The following is a 17,163-nucleotide window of genomic DNA, read 5'->3' on the forward strand; positions in this document are numbered from 1 at the left end:
AAAAGGCGCCCTTTCGTGGGCGCCTTTTTTGTTTGTAACAGAATCGGGGCGCTGCCCCCTTGGCCTGCGGCCAATTCCCCTGAGATATTTAACGCCAAAAGAAGCGGGCGTCAGTCCGAGGTTTCGACAATCAGAAGCTCACGCTCGGACGCGCCACGGGCATGCGAAAGTGCCTCTTGGTAGGCCTCGGAGTGGTAGCATTTCTCGGCAGTTTCAACGTCGGGAAATCGGGCCACCACGTTGCGGGGGCGTTCCTTGCCCTCAAGCTGCACAAAGCGTCCGCCGCGTGCGATAAATGCGCCGCCGTGGGCCGCGATAGCGGGTCCAGCCAGCTTGGCATATTTTGCGTAGGCATCTTCGTCTGTCACTGTCACATGTGCGATCCAGAGTGCACCCATGTTATCCTCCGATGACGGCTTTTGCCGCGTTGATTGCTGCATCTGCGTTGGTGGCATCTTTGGCGCCGCCCTGTGCCATGTCGGCGCGGCCACCGCCGCCCTTGCCGCCCAGTTCCGCCACGGCGGCCTTGACCAGATCAACCGCGCTGAGGGTCTCAACCTTGTCTTTGGTCACACCGGCGGCAACGGCAACCTTGCCGCTATCGTCAGCGATCAGCAGAACCGCACCCGAGCCGATGCGCTCTTTGTGGGCGTCGATCAGGGCAGGCAGATCCTTGCCGGTCACGCCGGTCAGCACTTGCGCCAGAAATGCAGTGCCATTCACGTCTTCGGCCTGTGGTTCAGTCTTGCCGCCACCGGACATCGCCAGTTCACGGCGCAATTGGGCAATCTCGTTTGTCAGAGCTTTGCGTTCGTCCATCAGCGCGCGCACACGTTCCGGCACTTCGGCGGCAGGCGATTTGAGCGTATCGGCTACAGCCGCAAGACGCGTGTCTTGCGTGCGCAAATAGGCCAGAGCCTCGGCACCCGTCAGCGCCTCGATGCGGCGCACACCCGCGCTGCTGGCACTGTCGCCAAGGATCACGCAGGCACCGATGTCACCGGTCTGGCGCACATGGGTGCCACCGCACAGTTCGATCGAATAGGTCTGCCCGTCGCCACCTTTGCCGGTGTCGGCACGGCCCATCGAAACCACGCGCACCTCGTCGCCGTATTTCTCGCCAAAGAGCGCTTGCGCGCCAATGGCCCGTGCGTCGTCCGGTGTCATGATGCGCGTTTCGACAGCGGCGTTCTGACGGATATAGGTGTTAACCTCGGCCTCGACCTGTGCCAGTTCCTCGGCGCTCAGCGCCTTGGCATGGCTGAAGTCGAACCGCAGACGGTCTGCTGCGTTCAGCGAACCGCGTTGCGCCACGTGATCCCCCAGCGCATTGCGTAGCGCCTCGTGCAGCAAGTGCGTGGCCGAGTGGTTGGCCCGGATCGACGTGCGTCGCGCATGATCCACCTCAAGAACAACGGATTGGCCTTTGCTCAGGCTGCCTTGTTCAACTGTGGCGGTGTGGGTGAACACGCCGGCAGTCTTGCGCGTGTCGGTGATTCGCGCGCTGCCGCTTTCAGTGCGGATCAGGCCGGTGTCACCCACCTGCCCGCCGCTTTCAGCGTAGAACGGCGTCTGGTTCAGCGCAATCTGAACGGTCTGGCCGGTCGCCACAGCATCAACCAGTGCACCGTCCTGCACCAGCGCGACGATCTGCCCCTCGGCGGTTTCGGTGTCATAGCCAAGGAAATCTGTAGTGCCGCCGGTGTCGGCCACATCAAACCAAACGGCCGCATCCGCCGCCTCGCCCGAGCCGGACCACGCCGCGCGCGCCTTGGCCTTTTGTTCGGCCATCGCACTGTCGAACCCTTCGGTATCGACGCTGCGGCCTTTTTCACGCAGGGCATCCTGCGTCAGATCAAGGGGGAAACCGAACGTATCGTAGAGCTTGAACGCCGCAGCCCCCGACAAGGCAGCGCCCTCTGCCAAACCAGTCAATTCGTCGTCCAGCAACTTCAATCCACGCTCAAGCATCTGTTTAAAGCGGGTTTCTTCCAGCTCAAGCGTTTCGGTGATCAGCGCCTGTGCCTGCCCCAATTCGGGATAGGCCGCACCCATCTGGCGCACCAGAGCGGGCACCAGCTTGTACATCATCGGATCTTTGGCACCCAACAGATGCGCATGACGCATCGCGCGGCGCATGATCCGGCGCAGGACATAGCCGCGACCGTCATTCGACGGCATCACACCATCTGCAATCAGGAACGAGGTTGAACGCAAGTGATCGGCGATCACGCGGTGGTGCGTTTTACCCGGACCATCGGGATCGCTGCTCGATACATCGGCGCTGGCTTCGATCAGACTGCGCATCAGGTCGGTGTCATAGTTATCATGCTTGCCTTGCAGCAGCGCCCCAATCCGCTCCAGCCCCATGCCGGTATCAATCGACTGCATGTCCAGCGGCGTCATCGAGCCGTCTTCGAACTGTTCGTTCTGCATGAAAACGACGTTCCAGATCTCGATAAAGCGGTCGCCATCTTCCTCGGGCGATCCCGGAGGGCCACCCCAGATGTGATCGCCGTGGTCATAGAAAATCTCGGTGCATGGGCCGCACGGACCGGTCGGCCCCATCTGCCAGAAATTGTCGGCGGTGGGGATGCGAATGATGCGGTCATCGGACAGGCCCGCAACCTTTTTCCAGATGTTCGCCGCCTCGTCATCGGTATGATAGACAGTAACCAACAACCGATCTGCCGGAATTCCGAACCCTTGGGTCAGCAATTCCCAGGCGTAGGTAATGGCCTCTTCCTTGAAATAGTTGCCAAAGCTGAAGTTGCCCATCATTTCAAAGAACGTATGATGGCGCGCCGTATAGCCGACGTTGTCCAGATCGTTGTGCTTGCCACCGGCACGCACGCATTTTTGCGCACTGGTCGCACGGTTGTAGTCGCGGGTTTCGACGCCGGTGAACAGGTTCTTGAACTGGACCATGCCAGAGTTCACGAACATCAACGTCGGATCGTTGCGCGGAACCAGCGGGCTTGAGGGCACGATCTGGTGCCCCTGCTTTTCAAAAAAGTTCAGAAATGTGGATCGGATGTCGTTCAGCGTTGGCATGTGGTGTGGGCCTTTTTTGGCGCGGAAAGTGGCTTTGCGATGGGATACCTGCCGATCTCTCCGCTGTCCACCATGCAAAGGGGCGCGGTGAAACACACAAGGCGCACCAATCGGCGCGCCTTGTGAAAAATCATCTGACCACAGAGATGATCACCCTTCAAGAACGTCGTCGTCCTTGCCCCCGGAAGGCGCATCAAAATCCAACCCATGTGCCGCGCGGATCTTGTCCTCGATGGCGATGGCGACGGCAGGGTTGTCCTTGAGGAACTGTTTGGAGTTCTCGCGGCCCTGCCCCATGCGTTCGTCGCCATAGCTGAACCATGCGCCGGATTTCTCGACCACGCCCGCTTTGACACCCAGATCCAGCAACTCGCCCATTTTCGAGATGCCTTCGCCGTACATGATGTCAAACTCGACCTGTTTGAAGGGCGAGGCGACCTTGTTCTTGACGACCTTGACGCGAGTGGCGTTGCCGACAACCTCGTCGCGGTCTTTCAGTGCGCCGATGCGGCGGATATCCAGCCGCACGGAAGAGTAGAATTTCAGCGCATTGCCTCCCGTCGTGGTTTCCGGCGAGCCGAACATCACGCCGATCTTCATCCGGATTTGGTTGATGAAGATCACCATACAGTTGCTGCGGCTGATCGAACCGGTCAGTTTGCGCATAGCCTGACTCATCAAACGGGCCTGAACGCCGACGCTGCTGTCGCCCATGTCGCCCTCGAGCTCGGATTTCGGGGTCAGCGCTGCCACCGAATCGACCACAACCATATTGACCGCCCCCGAACGCACCAGCGTGTCGGTGATCTCCAAAGCCTGTTCGCCGGTGTCGGGTTGCGAGATCAGCAATTCGTCGATGTCCACGCCCAGCTTTTTGGCGTATTGCGGATCAAGCGCGTGTTCCGCGTCAACAAAAGCGCAGACGCCGCCCGCCTTTTGCTGCTCTGCAATGCAGTGCAGCGTCAGCGTGGTTTTGCCCGACGATTCAGGGCCATAGATTTCGATGATGCGGCCCATCGGCAGGCCGCCGATCCCCAGCGCGATGTCCAGGCCAAGCGACCCGGTCGAGCTGGCAGTGATATCCTGAACGGCGCCTTCCGCGCCCAGCTTCATGATCGAACCTTTGCCGAATTGCCGTTCGATCTGTGCCAGCGCACTGTCCAGCGCCTTTTGCTTGTCCGCGTTTTTTTTGCTGTCCATTGTCAAAAGATCTGCCGTTGCCATTGTTATCATCCCTTAGTGTCATACCCCGAAGGGGGCGGCAATCGCTGCCTGTGCTGCTTCAATGTTCTTCTTGTGTTCTGTATGAGGACAAAATGAGAACATTTCAATCTAATTTTTCCTGTCCCACTTTGGCGTAATAATTGTTAAAGAGTGGTGAACAGTTTGAAATCGGACAAATATTTACGAAGGCGTCGGGATAAATGCTTGTTTTCTTTAAGGAACGCCTAGTCTTTCTGTCGGTGCCCAAAACCGGAACCACCGCCTATGAAAGCGCCTTGCGTCCGCGCGCCGACATGGTGATTTCGGAACCGCCGATGCTGAAACACGCGCCGGTTTACCGGTACAACCGCTTTGTGCGCCCGATGTTTCTGAAAGTGTGCGATACCGAGCTGGAGGTCGTGGCAGTGATGCGTGAACCGGTCAGCTGGTTGGGATCTTGGTGGCGCTATCGCCAGCGGCCTTTTATGGCGGGCAAAGCCAATGCAACGCATGGGATCAGCTTTGATGAGTTCGTGCTGGCCTACATGAAAGGCAAGAAACCGGGGTTTGCCGATGTGGGCAGCCAGTTCAAGTTTCTCGAAGCACAACCCAATGGCGTCGGTGTGACCCACCTGTTCCGCTATGAGGACCAGCCGCGTTTGCAGGCATTTCTATGCGAACGTCTGGATGTGACTCTGGATCTGGCCCGCGAGAATGTATCGCCCGAAATGCCGCTGAACCTGTCGCCGGACATTGCAAAACGATTCCGGCGCAAGTTCTCGGAAGAGTTCGATCTGTACGACAGCATCGGCTGAGCCGCGTCAGTGTAACTGTTTGTGCACCGTTTCGGTAAGCTCGTTCAGCGAAAATGGCTTGGGCAGAAAGACGGAATTGGGAATCGACGCTTGATCGTTGCTCAGCTTGTCCTCGGCATAACCCGACACGAACACTACGCGCACTTCGGGTCGTGATTTCAGCGCTTCGCGCACCCAGCTTGGGCCATCTTTGCCTGGCATTACCACATCGGTTACGAACAAATCGACATTAAGCTCGGTATCCTCCAGCGTTTTCAATGCGGATTCGGCACAATCCGCTTCCAGCACGGTATAGCCGCGCAACCGCAACGCGCGGCTGGCAAAGGCGCGCACCGGGGCTTCGTCTTCGACCAGCAGGATCACACCGTCCCCGTGGCTGGGCGACGGCATCTTGGCAATTGCCGCCGGTACCTTTGCCGACATGGGGGCGCCGTGCAGGACCGGAAATAACAGCGAGAAACAGGTGCCCTGCCCTTCCGCACTGTCGACAAAGATAAAACCGCCCGTCTGTTTGACGATACCGTAAGCCGTGGACAACCCCAGCCCCGTGCCCTCACCGGTGCGTTTGGTTGTAAAGAAAGGCTCGAACACCTTTTGCAGCTTGTCCGGGGCAATCCCCGTGCCCTGATCGACCACGCGCACGGTGACATATTGCCCCTCAGGCACGGTCACGCGGTCGCGTTTCATCGGCTCGCTCAACGTCGTGCATTCGGTTTCAATACGGATCTCGCCGCCGTTCGGCATGGCATCGCGAGCGTTGACAACAAGGTTCATCAAAACCTGCTCCAACTGGCGTTTGTCGGCACGGATCGCTTGCAGCATCGGATCGTGGCTGAGCGTCAGCGTGACTTTTTCACCGACCAGCCGGTTCAGCAGATGCGTAAGGTCCGACAGCGTGTCGCGCATATCCAGCATCTCGGGGCGCAAGGTCTGTTTGCGCGAGAACGCCAGCAACTGCCCCACCAATGCCGCCGCGCGGTTGGCGTTCTGGTTGATCTGCACCAGATCGCTATAATCTGCATCGCCTTGATCGTGGCGCAAAAGCAGCAGGTCGCAATGCCCGGAGATCGCGGTCAGCAGATTGTTAAAGTCATGCGCGACACCACCCGCGAGTTGGCCAATGGCCTGCATTTTCTGGCTTTGCACAAATTGCGCTTCCAATGTTTTCAGCTCGGTTGCGTCGGTCAGAACCGCAATCACGCTTGCCTCGCCGTTTTCGGTGACGCGGTTCAGGCTGACCTGAACGAACATCTCTTTGTCGGACCGTTTCAGGCGCAGGAATTCCGATTGTTGTACGGCGCGCCCTGCCACGGTTTCCGCCAGCCAGTCGGTGATCGGGCGGCCCAGCCCTTCCATCAGGGTGGCCAGATGCACATTTCTTGCCATTCCGTCGCCCACCAATGCGGCGGCTGACCGGTTATGTGCCTTCACATGGCCATCCGGCGTGATCAGAACCAGCGGCACAGGCAGGGTCTCGAAGGCATTCCAACTGTCCGCAGGTGCCGACTGTGATGCCGGCTGCGCCACGGGCAATATATACAGCGCACGCCGCCCTGCACCTCCGTCCACTTCGGTGACCGAACAGTGCATCGTGCCGTCCTGCGTGGACAGTTCTGACACCTGACCCAAGGCAGGCACACCGTTTGGAAACACCCTATCGAGCGTTTTGGCACGGTGGCCGATCAGGGCGCGTGCTCCGTCATTCATGAACAAGATGGCACCGGTGCGCCCGATCATGATCATCGGCAGGCCCGGCCCTTCCTGACCTTTGACCACCGTGCGGTCTGCAACGGTTTCCATGCGCCACAAATATGCATCGGTCCCCATCAGATGCACGGCCAGACGGATATGGTTCTTGCGGGTCGCAATATCCTCGCGGGCGGAGCCATCCACGTCAGCGGCGGTTTTCAGGCGGTAAATAATGCCGCCCGGATTGGCGAATGTATCGCGCAGCAGTCCCGCCAGCGTATGCCCCGGTGCTGCATTGAACCGCCCGCGTGCCGCCGCGTTCATCGACGCGATCTGGCCGTCGCCGTCAGTCACCAGACTGGGTGCAGCATCTTTTTCGATAAAGTCGGACATAATGGCAAAGACCATCGCGCGTCGCTTTTTTTGGCGTCGGCTGATCACATACATCAGTGCCGAAAGCGCGCACACCGTGAACGCTGAGGTTACAAGCCCCAGTTGCACCAATCCTTCGGGCGCCAGCGCCGCCATCACACCCAGCAGCACCGCCGCCATAATCAGGGCCCGCAAACGTGCCGCGCCAATTCCGGAAATGCGGCCCACCGGTCCTGTGGTCAGTGCAGTACCTTGCAAAACATCACCCTTTGCTCGAATCGTCCTCTTACTTGTCGCGCGAAAACAATTAACCACAGATTAACCGCGTTGCAGGCTTGGATAAAAAAACAGGTGCCAGACCGCTAAAATCCTGTAGTACGCTAAAGAGCGTCTTACCCTCGGGTCAAGTGTGCGGTGAAAAAGCCGTCGCCTGCCTCGCTGATCGGCCAGCGTTTTTCCAAGATGCAGCTCCAACCCTGATGGCGCGACAGGAACGCGGCAATCCGGTCCTCGTTCTCGCAGGTCAGCACCGAACACGTGACGTAAACCAGCGTGCCGTTTGCAGACAGATGCGCCATCGCCGTGTCCAGAATCTCGTCCTGAACGCTGTTCAATTCGTCCAGACGGTCTTGGGTCAGCGCCCATTTTCCCTCGGGTGAACGCCGCCACGCACCACTGCCGGAACAGGGCGCGTCGCACAGGACCACGTCAAATTTCTCTTTCGCTGGCAACTGGTCGGGGGCCACCACGCGGATCTGCACCGCGGCGCGTTCGGCGCGGTCGGGAATGTCCGCCATGCGACCCGGCGCAATGTCATGCGCCCAGACGGTAAATCCGCGCGCAGCCAGCGCCAGCGCCTTGCCGCCACCACCCGCACAGTAATCCAGCGCACGGACGCCATCAGGGATCGCATCAACAACGGCCTGACTGGCCGCGTCCTGCATCTCGATCCAGCCCTCGGTATAGGCCTGCGACTGGCGCACGCGGCGCGGATTGCTAAGCACGGTCAGCGCCGTCGGGCTGAGGGCATTCGGTTCGGTCAGAACCTGTTCGCGTTCCAGCGCGGATTGCACGTCGGCCACCGAACATTGGCGGGTGTTGACGCGCAAGGTGATCGGCGCACGGTCTTGTGCCAGCAGTGCTGCGGCTTCGGCGTCATCCCCCAGCGCAGCTTGCCATTGCGGCAACAGCCATTCGGGCAAGTTCCATCGGTCGCCTGTCTCGGTCGGGACGGCCCCTGCCTGCTGTTCTTCTTCCGCCAGCGGTGCGGGCGCGTGCCCTGCACTGTCAAAATGCGCGTCGATGTCCGCGCCTTCAGCGCGCAACCGGCCGATCATCCGCGCCCGACCATCCGCACCGCCGCCCAGCACCGCGTCGCTGCGCCATGTACGCAGCGCGGCAAAGACCAGATCACGCACGGCGGCGCGGTCTTTGGAGCCAGCAAAGCGGCTGTTGCGCGCCCAGCGGGTCAGCGCCTGTTCGGCGGCCTGTCCGGCCAGAATATCGTCTAGAATCTCGATCGACGCGGCAACCCGCGCACCGGGGGTCACGGGTGGCACCGCAGGTGAGAAGAGGTGATCAAGGTCATGATAAATATATCCTATCGGGTAAATCAGGTGCGGTGCATAGGAGGCAAACAAGACGCACCGGCCCGAATTATCTTCGGACCGGTGCATATCGGACGGCTTAGCCGACGCGGTAGTTCGGGCTTTCGCGGGTAATCTGCACATCGTGCACATGGCTTTCCGACAGGCCCGCGTTGGTAATTTTGACGAACTGGCAGTTCTTGCGCATCTCGGCCACGGTGGCGCAGCCGGTATAGCCCATCGCCGCGCGCAAACCGCCCACCAGCTGGTGGATCACGGCATTTGCGCTGCCCTTATAGGGCACTTGACCTTCGATGCCTTCGGGCACCAGTTTGTCACTGGCCGCATCTTTCTGAAAATAACGGTCAGCCGAACCGCGCGCCATCGCCCCCAAAGAGCCCATGCCACGATAGCCTTTGAAGCTGCGGCCCTGATACAGGATCACTTCGCCTGGGGATTCGTCGGTGCCCGCGACCATGCTGCCGACCATCGCGCAGGATGCCCCCGCCGCAATCGCCTTGGCAAAATCGCCCGAGAACTTGATGCCGCCATCGGCAATGATCGGCACGTCGCCCGCAGCCGCCGCACAGTCCATGATGGCGGTCAGTTGCGGCACGCCGACACCTGCGACCATGCGCGTGGTGCAGATCGAACCGGGGCCGATGCCCACCTTGACCGCGTCCGCGCCTGCGTCGATCAGCGCACGCACGGCAGCCCCGGTTGCCACGTTGCCCGCGACCACCTGAAAATCGCCCGACAGCGCCTTGGCGCGACGGACCGCCTCGGCCACACCTTCGGAGTGTCCGTGTGCGGTGTCGATAACGATCATGTCCGCACCGGCATCAACCAACGCCTGCGAGCGTTCAAAGCCCGCATCGCCCACCGTCGTCGCCGCGGCCACCCGTAAACGGCCAAGCTCGTCCTTGCACGCAGTCGGGTTCAGCACGGCCTGTTCGGTGTCTTTTAGGGTCAGCAGGCCGGTCAGCTTACCCTTTCCATCCGTCACCAGCAGCTTTTCGATGCGACGTGCCTTCATCAGGCTGATGGCTTCGTCGCGGTCTGCGGGTTCTTGCAGGATCGCCAGATTGTCCGAAGTCATCATGACGCTCACCGGCGTTGCATCGTCGCTGGCAAAGCGCATGTCGCGGTTGGTTACAATGCCCACAACGCGGCCTGTTTCGTCCACCACCGGAAAACCCGAGACGCGATAGCGTTCTTGCAGCACCTTCGCATCGGCCAGTGTCTGATTGGCCCGCAGGGTGATCGGGTTGTAGACGATACCGCTTTCAAAGCGTTTCACCCGCCGCACTTCCTTGGACTGGGCGTCGATATCAAGGTTCCGATGCACAACGCCAATCCCGCCTGCCTGAGCCATAGCAATGGCCATCCGGCTTTCGGTTACGGTGTCCATCGCCGAGCTGAGCAGCGGGATATTCATTGCAATAGACTGGGTCACCCAAGTGCGCGTATCAGCGGTGCTGGGCAGCACGCTGGACGCGGCCGGAACCAGCAAAACATCATCAAAGGTAAGGGCCTCGCGAATCTCCATGTCACACCTCGCATCGGAGTTACGGTTGGCAATTTCCTATTTCACGGGATGGTCGGGAAGAAAAGGGCAAATGGCCGATTGCATGGCAGCTTTGCCTGCGCAATCCTCGGACCACCACCTTTGAAAAGGAACCGCCCGGATGCCCAATGCCTATGACAGCGGACGACTGAACCTGCCCTTTGTCGGCATCTCGACCTTTGCCAAGCGCCCCCACCAGCCGGACTGGTACGCGCTGGAGGCCGACGTGGCCATTCTGGGCGCACCCTTTGATGCGGGCACCCAATGGCGGGCCGGTGCGCGGTTCGGGCCGCGCGGGGTGCGCGAGGCGTCTACGCTTTTCAGTTTCGGACACGCGGGCGCCTATGACCACGAGGACGACGTCACCTATCTGCCCGCATCGGTGCGGATCGTGGACATGGGCGATGCCGATATCATCCACACCGACACCGAAAGCAGCCACGCCAACATCGAAGCAGGCGTGCGTGCGGCGCTGGCGGCAGGTGCCCTGCCTGTGGTGATCGGCGGCGATCATTCGGTCAACATTCCGTGCATCCGCGCCTTTGACGGTCAGGGCGACATTCACGTTCTGCAAATCGACGCGCATCTGGATTTTGTCGATGAACGCCACGGTGTGCGCCACGGCCACGGCAACCCGATGCGCCGTGCCGCCGAACAGCCATTTGTCACCGGATTGACGCAGGTCGGCATTCGCAACGTGTCTTCCACAGCACGCGAAGGTTATGCAGATGCGTGCCAGATGGGCTCCGACATTATTTCGGTCCGGCAGGCGCGCAAGATGGGCACGCAGGCCTTGCTAGCACGGATACCCGCAGGGGCGCGGCTGTATATCACCATCGACATCGACGCCTTTTGCCCGTCGATCGCTCCGGGCACCGGCACGCCCAGCCACGGTGGATTTCTGTATTACGAAGTGTTGGAATTGCTACAGGGTGTTGCACAAGCGCACGAGGTGGTGGGAATTGATCTGGTTGAAGTGGCGCCCGACTATGACCCCACAGGATCAACCACCGTGCTTGCCGCGCAGGTGCTGTTGAACCTGCTGGGGTTCATTTTCCACGCAAGGGGCAATTAGAACCCGACCGCACTGCCCCTGCAAATGACGTCATCAGTGTCGTTTGTGCCGCTCTTTGCCTTTCGCTTTGCCGCCAGTGCCCTATGTTCGCGACAACACTCAGGCAAGGCACGTTCATGAGCACCGATACCTCCCAAGATCCTCTCGTTGTTTTTACCCCCTCGGGCAAGCGCGGACGCTTTGCCAAAGGCACCCCGATCCTGACCGCTGCACGACAGCTGGGCGTTGATCTGGACAGCGTCTGTGGCGGGCGCGGCATTTGCAGCAAATGTCAGGTAACCCCCAGCTATGGCCAGTTCTCCAAACACGGCGTCACCGTCCAAGAAGACGCACTAAGCGCATGGAACAGCGTCGAAGAACGCTATAAATCCAAACGCGGCATGATTGACGGCCGCCGTTTGGGGTGTCAGGCCACGGTGCAAGGCGACGTGGTCGTTGATGTGCCACCCGAAAGTCAGGTCCACAAGCAGGTGGTCCGCAAACGCGCCGAGGCGCGCGATATCGTCATGAACCCCTCGACAAAATTGTTCTACGTCGAGGTTCAGCAACCCGACATGCACGATCCCTCGGGCGATCTGGAACGGCTGCGCGACGCGTTGCGCGACCAATGGCAACTGGACAACGTCCACGCCGACCTGCACATCCTGCAAACCATGCAACCGGTGCTGCGCAAAGGCGACTGGAAAGTCACAGTCGCGGTCCATCTTGGCGATCGTGAAAACGCACCGCGCATCATGCACATCTGGCCGGGATATTACGAAGGTTCGGTTTACGGGCTTGCCGTCGATCTGGGGTCGACCACCATCGCGGCGCACCTGTGCGATCTGCACTCGGGTGTAGTGGTGGCCTCGTCCGGTATCATGAACCCGCAAATCCGCTTTGGCGAAGACCTGATGAGCCGCGTCAGCTATTCGATGATGAACGCGGGCGGCGCGCAGGAAATGACCGTCGCCGTGCGCGAGGGGATGAATGCACTGTTCACCCAGATCAGCACCGAAGCCGCCATCGACAAGGCACTGATCGTGGACGCTGTCTTTGTGTGTAATCCGGTGATGCACCACCTGTTTCTGGGCATTGACCCGTTCGAACTGGGTCAGGCTCCCTTTGCGCTTGCCACATCGAACAGCCTGCGCCTGCGGGCCGACGATCTGGATCTGAACATCCATCCTTCGGCGCGGGTCTATCTGTTGCCCTGCATTGCGGGTCATGTGGGTGCGGATGCCGCCGCCGTCGCACTGTCCGAAGCACCCGACAAATCCGAAGACCTTGTGCTGGTGGTTGATGTGGGCACCAACGCCGAAATCCTGCTGGGCAACCGCGAAAAGGTGCTGGCGTGTTCTTCGCCCACCGGCCCCGCCTTTGAAGGTGCGCAGATCAGCAGCGGCCAGCGCGCCGCCCCCGGCGCCATCGAGCGGGTCGAGATCGACCCGATCACCAAAGAACCGCGCTTTCGCGTGATCGGCAGCGATGTGTGGTCTGACGAAGACGGCTTTGACGAAGCCATCGCAGGTTCGGGCGTCACCGGCATCTGCGGCTCGGGCATCATCGAACTGGTGGCTGAAATGCGCATGGCCGGTATCGTCGACGCCCCCGGACTGATCGGCACGCCCGAGCAGACCGGCACCGAACGCTGTTTTCTGGACGGGCGCACCTATTCCTATCTGGTCTATGATGCCACGGCTCGCGGCGGCCCGCGCATCACCGTAACCAACCGCGATATCCGCGAAATCCAGATGGCCAAGGCGGCGCTGTATTCCGGTGCACGTCTGCTGATGGACAAATTTGGCGTCGACAAAGTGGACCGCATTGTGCTGGCCGGAGCCTTTGGCGCGCATATCTCGCCCAAACACGCGATGGTTCTGGGCATGATCCCCGATGCACCGCTGGACAAAGTCACCTCGGCGGGCAACGCCGCAGGCACCGGTGCGCGCATCGCCTTGCTGAACCGCGATGCGCGAATGGAGATCGAGGAAACCGTGCGCGCCATCCACAAGGTTGAAACCGCGATCGAGCCGCGCTTTCAAGAGCATTTCGTAAACGCCAGCGCCATTCCCAACTCGGTCGAGCCGTTCCCGATCCTCAATTCCATCGTGACCCTGCCCACGGCAACCTTCAACACCGGTGGTGGCGACAAATCCGACGGCGGTCGCCGCAGGCGAAGACGCGAATGACCGACAATTCGGAACAGGCAGCGTTCTGGTCTTCGGATGTGGGGCGCAAATGGGTGACTCACCAGCACGGGCTGGATCAGGTGATGGGCCCCGTTCTGGATGTGATACTGGAACACGCCGATCTGCAAACCGGTGAAACCGTGATCGACATCGGCTGTGGCGCCGGTGCTGCGACCTTGCGCGCGGCGCAGGCCGTGGGGCCCAAAGGCACGGTGCATGCCTATGATATCTCGCCCGTCTTGCTGGAACTGGCAGCAGCGCGCACCGCCCACCTGCCCCAAGTCACGCTGATCGAGACAGACGCGCAGGTTCATGTCTTTGCACAAGGTCAAGCAGATGCGCTGATCTCTCGCTTTGGCGTCATGTTTTTTGCCGACACCACAGTTGCCTTTGCCAACATTGCCCGCGCGCTGCGCCCCGGCGGACGTATGGTCATGGCCGCATGGGGGCCTGCGCATCTGAACCCGTGGTTCATGGAGCCCGCCCGCGTCGCCCGCGAACGTCTTGGCACCCCGTCAAAAGTTGACCGCACCCTGCCCGGCCCCTTTGCCTTTGAGGACGCGGGCCGCGTGACCCGCCTGTTGGGCGCTGCCGGCCTGGATGTGACAGTGACGCCGGTTGATCTGCGTCTGGGCGCATTGGACACACTCGACGCGTTGGCCGAGCAAAGCTGCCACATCGGACCTGCCTCGGGTATCATGCGCGAATTCAACGCAACCGACGCCGACTGCAAAGCAATCCACAAGGGCATCGCTCAGGCATTCACGGCTTTTGACAGCCCGGATGGCGTTCGGGTGCCCGCACGCATCAATCTGATCACTGCGCGGGTCTGATCAGTCGTTCCTGCCTGCCACAACGCGCTCTTCCTCGGCAATGGCAGCACGCACCATATTATACGGCGCGTCCATGTCGGCACAATTTCTGCGGGCCCGCGCTATCAGGGTTTTCATCCGCCGTTTCGTGCTATCAAAAGGTGTAGAAAACGCATTCGGCCCCACCAGATCACGCATCCCCGGCATATATAAAAACGCAGGCTTGCCCGCAGGGTATCCCTCAACCAGTTCATCAACCAGCGCGGTGGCCACGTCTTCGGTCATTTGTGTCCTCCCGCAAATCCCGATTGACGCCTCTTGGGTCAGCCGTTATCTCTCCCGCCTGCGGCGGGTATGGTGAAAAGGTATCACGGCAGCTTCCCAAGCTTTAGTTACGAGTTCGATTCTCGTTACCCGCTCCAGTCTCATTATCAAGCACGGCAGGCGAATTTACACTATATAGACGTGCCTTTGCGATCAAAATTCGAAATTCGTCGCCCGGAGTGTGGTGTGATCGACCCCGACCAGCAAAATCGTCACGTCATCAAAGGCTATCAGCACATCGTTGCCCGGACCGCCAAGCGCGCCTCCCCCACCTGTAACTGCGACAAAGCCGCTTTTGCGCAGGGCACAGATGTCGGGATGACAGGCAGAGTTGCTTGGCACGATCTGCGGTGAAACAATGCCCGTTTGCGCATCATAGATATGCGCCACCGCATTGCCGCATCGCAGCGACGGGCATACTCCCCTCGTGCGGCGGGGCGCATGTCACCCCGAACGCACCATCGGTCAGGGATGCGACCTCGCCCGACCCTTGGTGCCTGTGGTGGCGGTGTTGATGGTGAATTCCGGCGGATTACGCTTCCACGACATGTACGGCCCCTGATCTGATGCGGCCCGGGGTCGGAGGCTGTGCGCGCAGCCAGTCTAAAGCAATCAGGGCATCAGACAGCCATTGGGGCAGGCCTGTCACCCAATTTCAATCAAAGAACGAATGCCCCGGCACAAATGCAAAAGGGGCAGCGCTGCCTGCAGCTGCCCCTATTGTATTGCGCGTCCGACCGGCCTCAGCCCATCAGAATATCGCCGAACTCCTCGCGCAGATTGCGTTTCAGAACCTTGCCCGTCGCATTGCGGGGCAGCACATCGGTAAAGACCACGCGGTCGGGGATTTGCCATTTTGCGATCTTATCGTCGAAGATCGCCAGCACTTCTTCTTCCGACGGCTCCTGCCCCTCGACCTTGACCGCGACCAGAACGGGGCGTTCGTCCCATTTCTCGTGTCGCGCCCCGATCACGGCAGCATCGGCCAGCTTGGGGTGCGCAATCGCGATGTTTTCCAGATCAACCGAACTGATCCACTCGCCCCCCGACTTGATGATGTCCTTGGACCGGTCCTTGATGCTCAGATAACCATCGGCATCCAGCGTGGCCACATCGCCGGTGTCGAACCAGCCATTTGTCAGGGTCTCGTCGGTGGACAGGCCAAAATAGCTGTCAAGAATCCAGTGCCCGCGCACGTGCAGATCGCCCTGTGTCTTGCCATCCGTGGCCAGCGTTTCGCCGTTCTCGTCGACAATCTTCAACTCGACACCAAAGGGCGGACGACCTTGGTTTTCACGCATCTTGAACCGTTCGTCATCGCTCAGCACGTCATGTTTCGCCAGCAACTGGTTGATCGAGCCCAAGGGCGACATTTCGGTCATGCCCCATGCGTGGATCGTCTCCACGCCAAAGTTCTCGCGGAAGGCGGTGATCATTGACGGCGGACAGGCCGACCCACCAATGACGGTGCGTTGCAGCGACGCCAGTTTGCTGCCGGATTTCAGCGCCTCGTTCACCAGACCCAGCCAGATCGTCGGCACGCCCAAAGCAACCGACACCTCGTAATCGTCGATCAGCTTGACCAGCGATGCACCATCCAGCCCCGGACCCGGCAACACCATCGACGCACCGGTCAAGGCACAGGCATAGGGCGTGCCCCACGCGTTGACGTGGAACATCGGCACCACAGGCAGCACCCGCTTGGTCGCCGAGATGTCCAGACTGTCGGGCAGCGCCGCCACAAGGCTGTGCAGCACGGTCGAGCGGTGGGAATATAGAACACCCTTGGGGTTGCCGGTGGTGCCCGACGTATAGCACAGCGACGAGGCGGTGTTTTCGTCCAGATCGGGCCATTCGAAACCGGCATCGCCGGTGGCAATCAACTCGTCATAGAACTGCAAACCGTCCAGCGCGGCGGCGGCTTCTTCGTCGCGGCCTTCCAGCAGCACCACATGCTTGAGGTTGGGACATTTGTCGCGGATCGCGGCCACCAGCGGCACGAATGTCTTGTCGATAAACAGCACCTGATCATCGGCGTGGTTGATTATATAAACCAGCTGCTCGGGGAACAGGCGCGGGTTGATCGTATGGCAGACAAAACCTGCACCGGACACGCCAAAGTAAATCTCGAGGTGGCGGCGGTTGTTCCACGCGATCGTGCCGCACCGCGCCTGCGGGTCAAGACCCAGCTTGGTCAGCGCATCGCCCAACCGGTGCGCATTGTCGCCCACCTCGCGCCATGTTGTCGTCTCGACACCCCCCGAGGTCTGAACAGAAAAAATTCCGGTGTCCCCGTGATACCGCGCGGCGTGATCAACCAGCGAAGAAATCGTCAAGGGGGAAGTCATCATTTGGCCCAGCATCGGTACCTCCTCAATAGCACACCGAGGCGCGCCGCCCGACCTGTTGTCCCGCGTTCGCAATCCTCCCGTTGCGAACAACTGTGCCAAGCTGCTGCGGGGCTTGCAAGCGCGCTCGTTCAGATTTACGCATCG

The 17,163-nt window shown here is 60.4% G+C and carries 13 protein-coding genes and 1 tRNA gene; 5 read left to right on the top strand and 9 right to left on the bottom strand.

Annotated features, from left to right (window positions below; translation table 11 throughout):
- Nucleotides 1–110: 110 nt before the first annotated feature.
- The 3 genes from SULPSESMR1_RS07815 to recA all read right to left on the bottom strand — a co-directional run bounded on the left by SULPSESMR1_RS07815 (nt 111) and on the right by recA (nt 4,278).
- A complete protein-coding gene (locus SULPSESMR1_RS07815) occupies nt 111–398 on the bottom strand; it encodes a DUF1330 domain-containing protein (RefSeq protein WP_089420307.1) in 288 nt (95 codons plus the stop codon).
- A 1-nt stretch (nt 399) separates the two neighbouring features.
- Nucleotides 400–3,054: an alanine--tRNA ligase gene (gene alaS, locus SULPSESMR1_RS07820; protein WP_089420308.1), complete on the bottom strand. Its 2,655-nt coding sequence runs from the start codon at nt 3,052–3,054 to the stop codon at nt 400–402.
- 150 nt (nt 3,055–3,204) lie between these two features.
- On the bottom strand, nt 3,205–4,278 hold the full coding sequence (gene recA / locus SULPSESMR1_RS07825; protein ID WP_089422222.1) for a recombinase RecA: 1,074 nt from the start codon (nt 4,276–4,278) through the stop codon (nt 3,205–3,207).
- Nucleotides 4,279–4,478: 200 nt separating this feature from the next.
- Here recA and SULPSESMR1_RS07830 point away from each other — a divergent pair, with 200 nt between their 5' ends.
- Nucleotides 4,479–5,072 (top strand): gamma-glutamyl kinase, encoded by a 594-nt coding sequence (locus SULPSESMR1_RS07830; protein WP_089420309.1) that lies wholly within the window; start codon nt 4,479–4,481, stop codon nt 5,070–5,072.
- Nucleotides 5,073–5,078: 6 nt separating this feature from the next.
- On the opposite strand, the gene SULPSESMR1_RS07835 is transcribed toward SULPSESMR1_RS07830, so the two are convergent.
- The 3 genes from SULPSESMR1_RS07835 to guaB form a co-directional block, all read right to left on the bottom strand.
- On the bottom strand, nt 5,079–7,391 hold the full coding sequence (locus SULPSESMR1_RS07835) for an ATP-binding protein (RefSeq protein WP_421086497.1): 2,313 nt from the start codon (nt 7,389–7,391) through the stop codon (nt 5,079–5,081).
- Between the two features lie 134 nt (nt 7,392–7,525).
- Entirely contained in the window at nt 7,526–8,773 is a 1,248-nt protein-coding gene (locus tag SULPSESMR1_RS07840) for an RsmB/NOP family class I SAM-dependent RNA methyltransferase (protein ID WP_349813524.1), read from the bottom strand.
- A 46-nt stretch (nt 8,774–8,819) separates the two neighbouring features.
- Nucleotides 8,820–10,268 carry an IMP dehydrogenase gene (gene guaB / locus SULPSESMR1_RS07845; RefSeq protein WP_089420310.1) on the bottom strand — a complete coding sequence of 483 codons (1,449 nt, stop codon included), beginning with the start codon at nt 10,266–10,268 and terminating at the stop codon, nt 8,820–8,822.
- Nucleotides 10,269–10,407: 139 nt separating this feature from the next.
- Between guaB and speB the strand changes: the two genes are divergently transcribed.
- From speB to SULPSESMR1_RS07860, 3 genes are all read left to right on the top strand, one after another.
- Nucleotides 10,408–11,361: an agmatinase gene (gene speB / locus SULPSESMR1_RS07850; protein ID WP_089420311.1), complete on the top strand. Its 954-nt coding sequence runs from the start codon at nt 10,408–10,410 to the stop codon at nt 11,359–11,361.
- Nucleotides 11,362–11,477: 116 nt separating this feature from the next.
- Nucleotides 11,478–13,532 (top strand): ASKHA domain-containing protein, encoded by a 2,055-nt coding sequence (locus SULPSESMR1_RS07855; RefSeq protein ID WP_089420312.1) that lies wholly within the window; start codon nt 11,478–11,480, stop codon nt 13,530–13,532.
- Entirely contained in the window at nt 13,529–14,365 is an 837-nt protein-coding gene (locus tag SULPSESMR1_RS07860; protein WP_089420313.1) for a class I SAM-dependent methyltransferase, read from the top strand. The genes SULPSESMR1_RS07855 and SULPSESMR1_RS07860 overlap by 4 nt, the downstream gene beginning before the upstream one ends.
- Here SULPSESMR1_RS07860 and SULPSESMR1_RS07865 read toward each other — a convergent pair whose 3' ends face one another.
- Nucleotides 14,366–14,629: a hypothetical protein gene (locus SULPSESMR1_RS07865; RefSeq protein WP_089420314.1), complete on the bottom strand. Its 264-nt coding sequence runs from the start codon at nt 14,627–14,629 to the stop codon at nt 14,366–14,368. It abuts the gene before it with no gap.
- A gap of 63 nt (nt 14,630–14,692) precedes the next feature.
- Between SULPSESMR1_RS07865 and SULPSESMR1_RS07870 the strand changes: the two genes are divergently transcribed.
- Nucleotides 14,693–14,766 (top strand) — tRNA-Gly (locus SULPSESMR1_RS07870).
- Nucleotides 14,767–14,821: 55 nt separating this feature from the next.
- Here the strand turns inward: SULPSESMR1_RS07870 and SULPSESMR1_RS07875 are convergent.
- Nucleotides 14,822–15,058, bottom strand: a complete 237-nt coding sequence (locus SULPSESMR1_RS07875; protein WP_089420315.1) for a hypothetical protein — start codon at nt 15,056–15,058, stop codon at nt 14,822–14,824.
- A 353-nt stretch (nt 15,059–15,411) separates the two neighbouring features.
- Entirely contained in the window at nt 15,412–17,031 is a 1,620-nt protein-coding gene (locus SULPSESMR1_RS07880) for a long-chain-fatty-acid--CoA ligase (protein ID WP_089420316.1), read from the bottom strand.
- Between the last annotated feature and the right edge of the window lie 132 nt (nt 17,032–17,163).

The sequence above is a fragment of the Pseudosulfitobacter pseudonitzschiae genome, from assembly GCF_002222635.1.
Taxonomy (GTDB): Bacteria; Pseudomonadota; Alphaproteobacteria; order Rhodobacterales; family Rhodobacteraceae; genus Pseudosulfitobacter; species Pseudosulfitobacter pseudonitzschiae_A.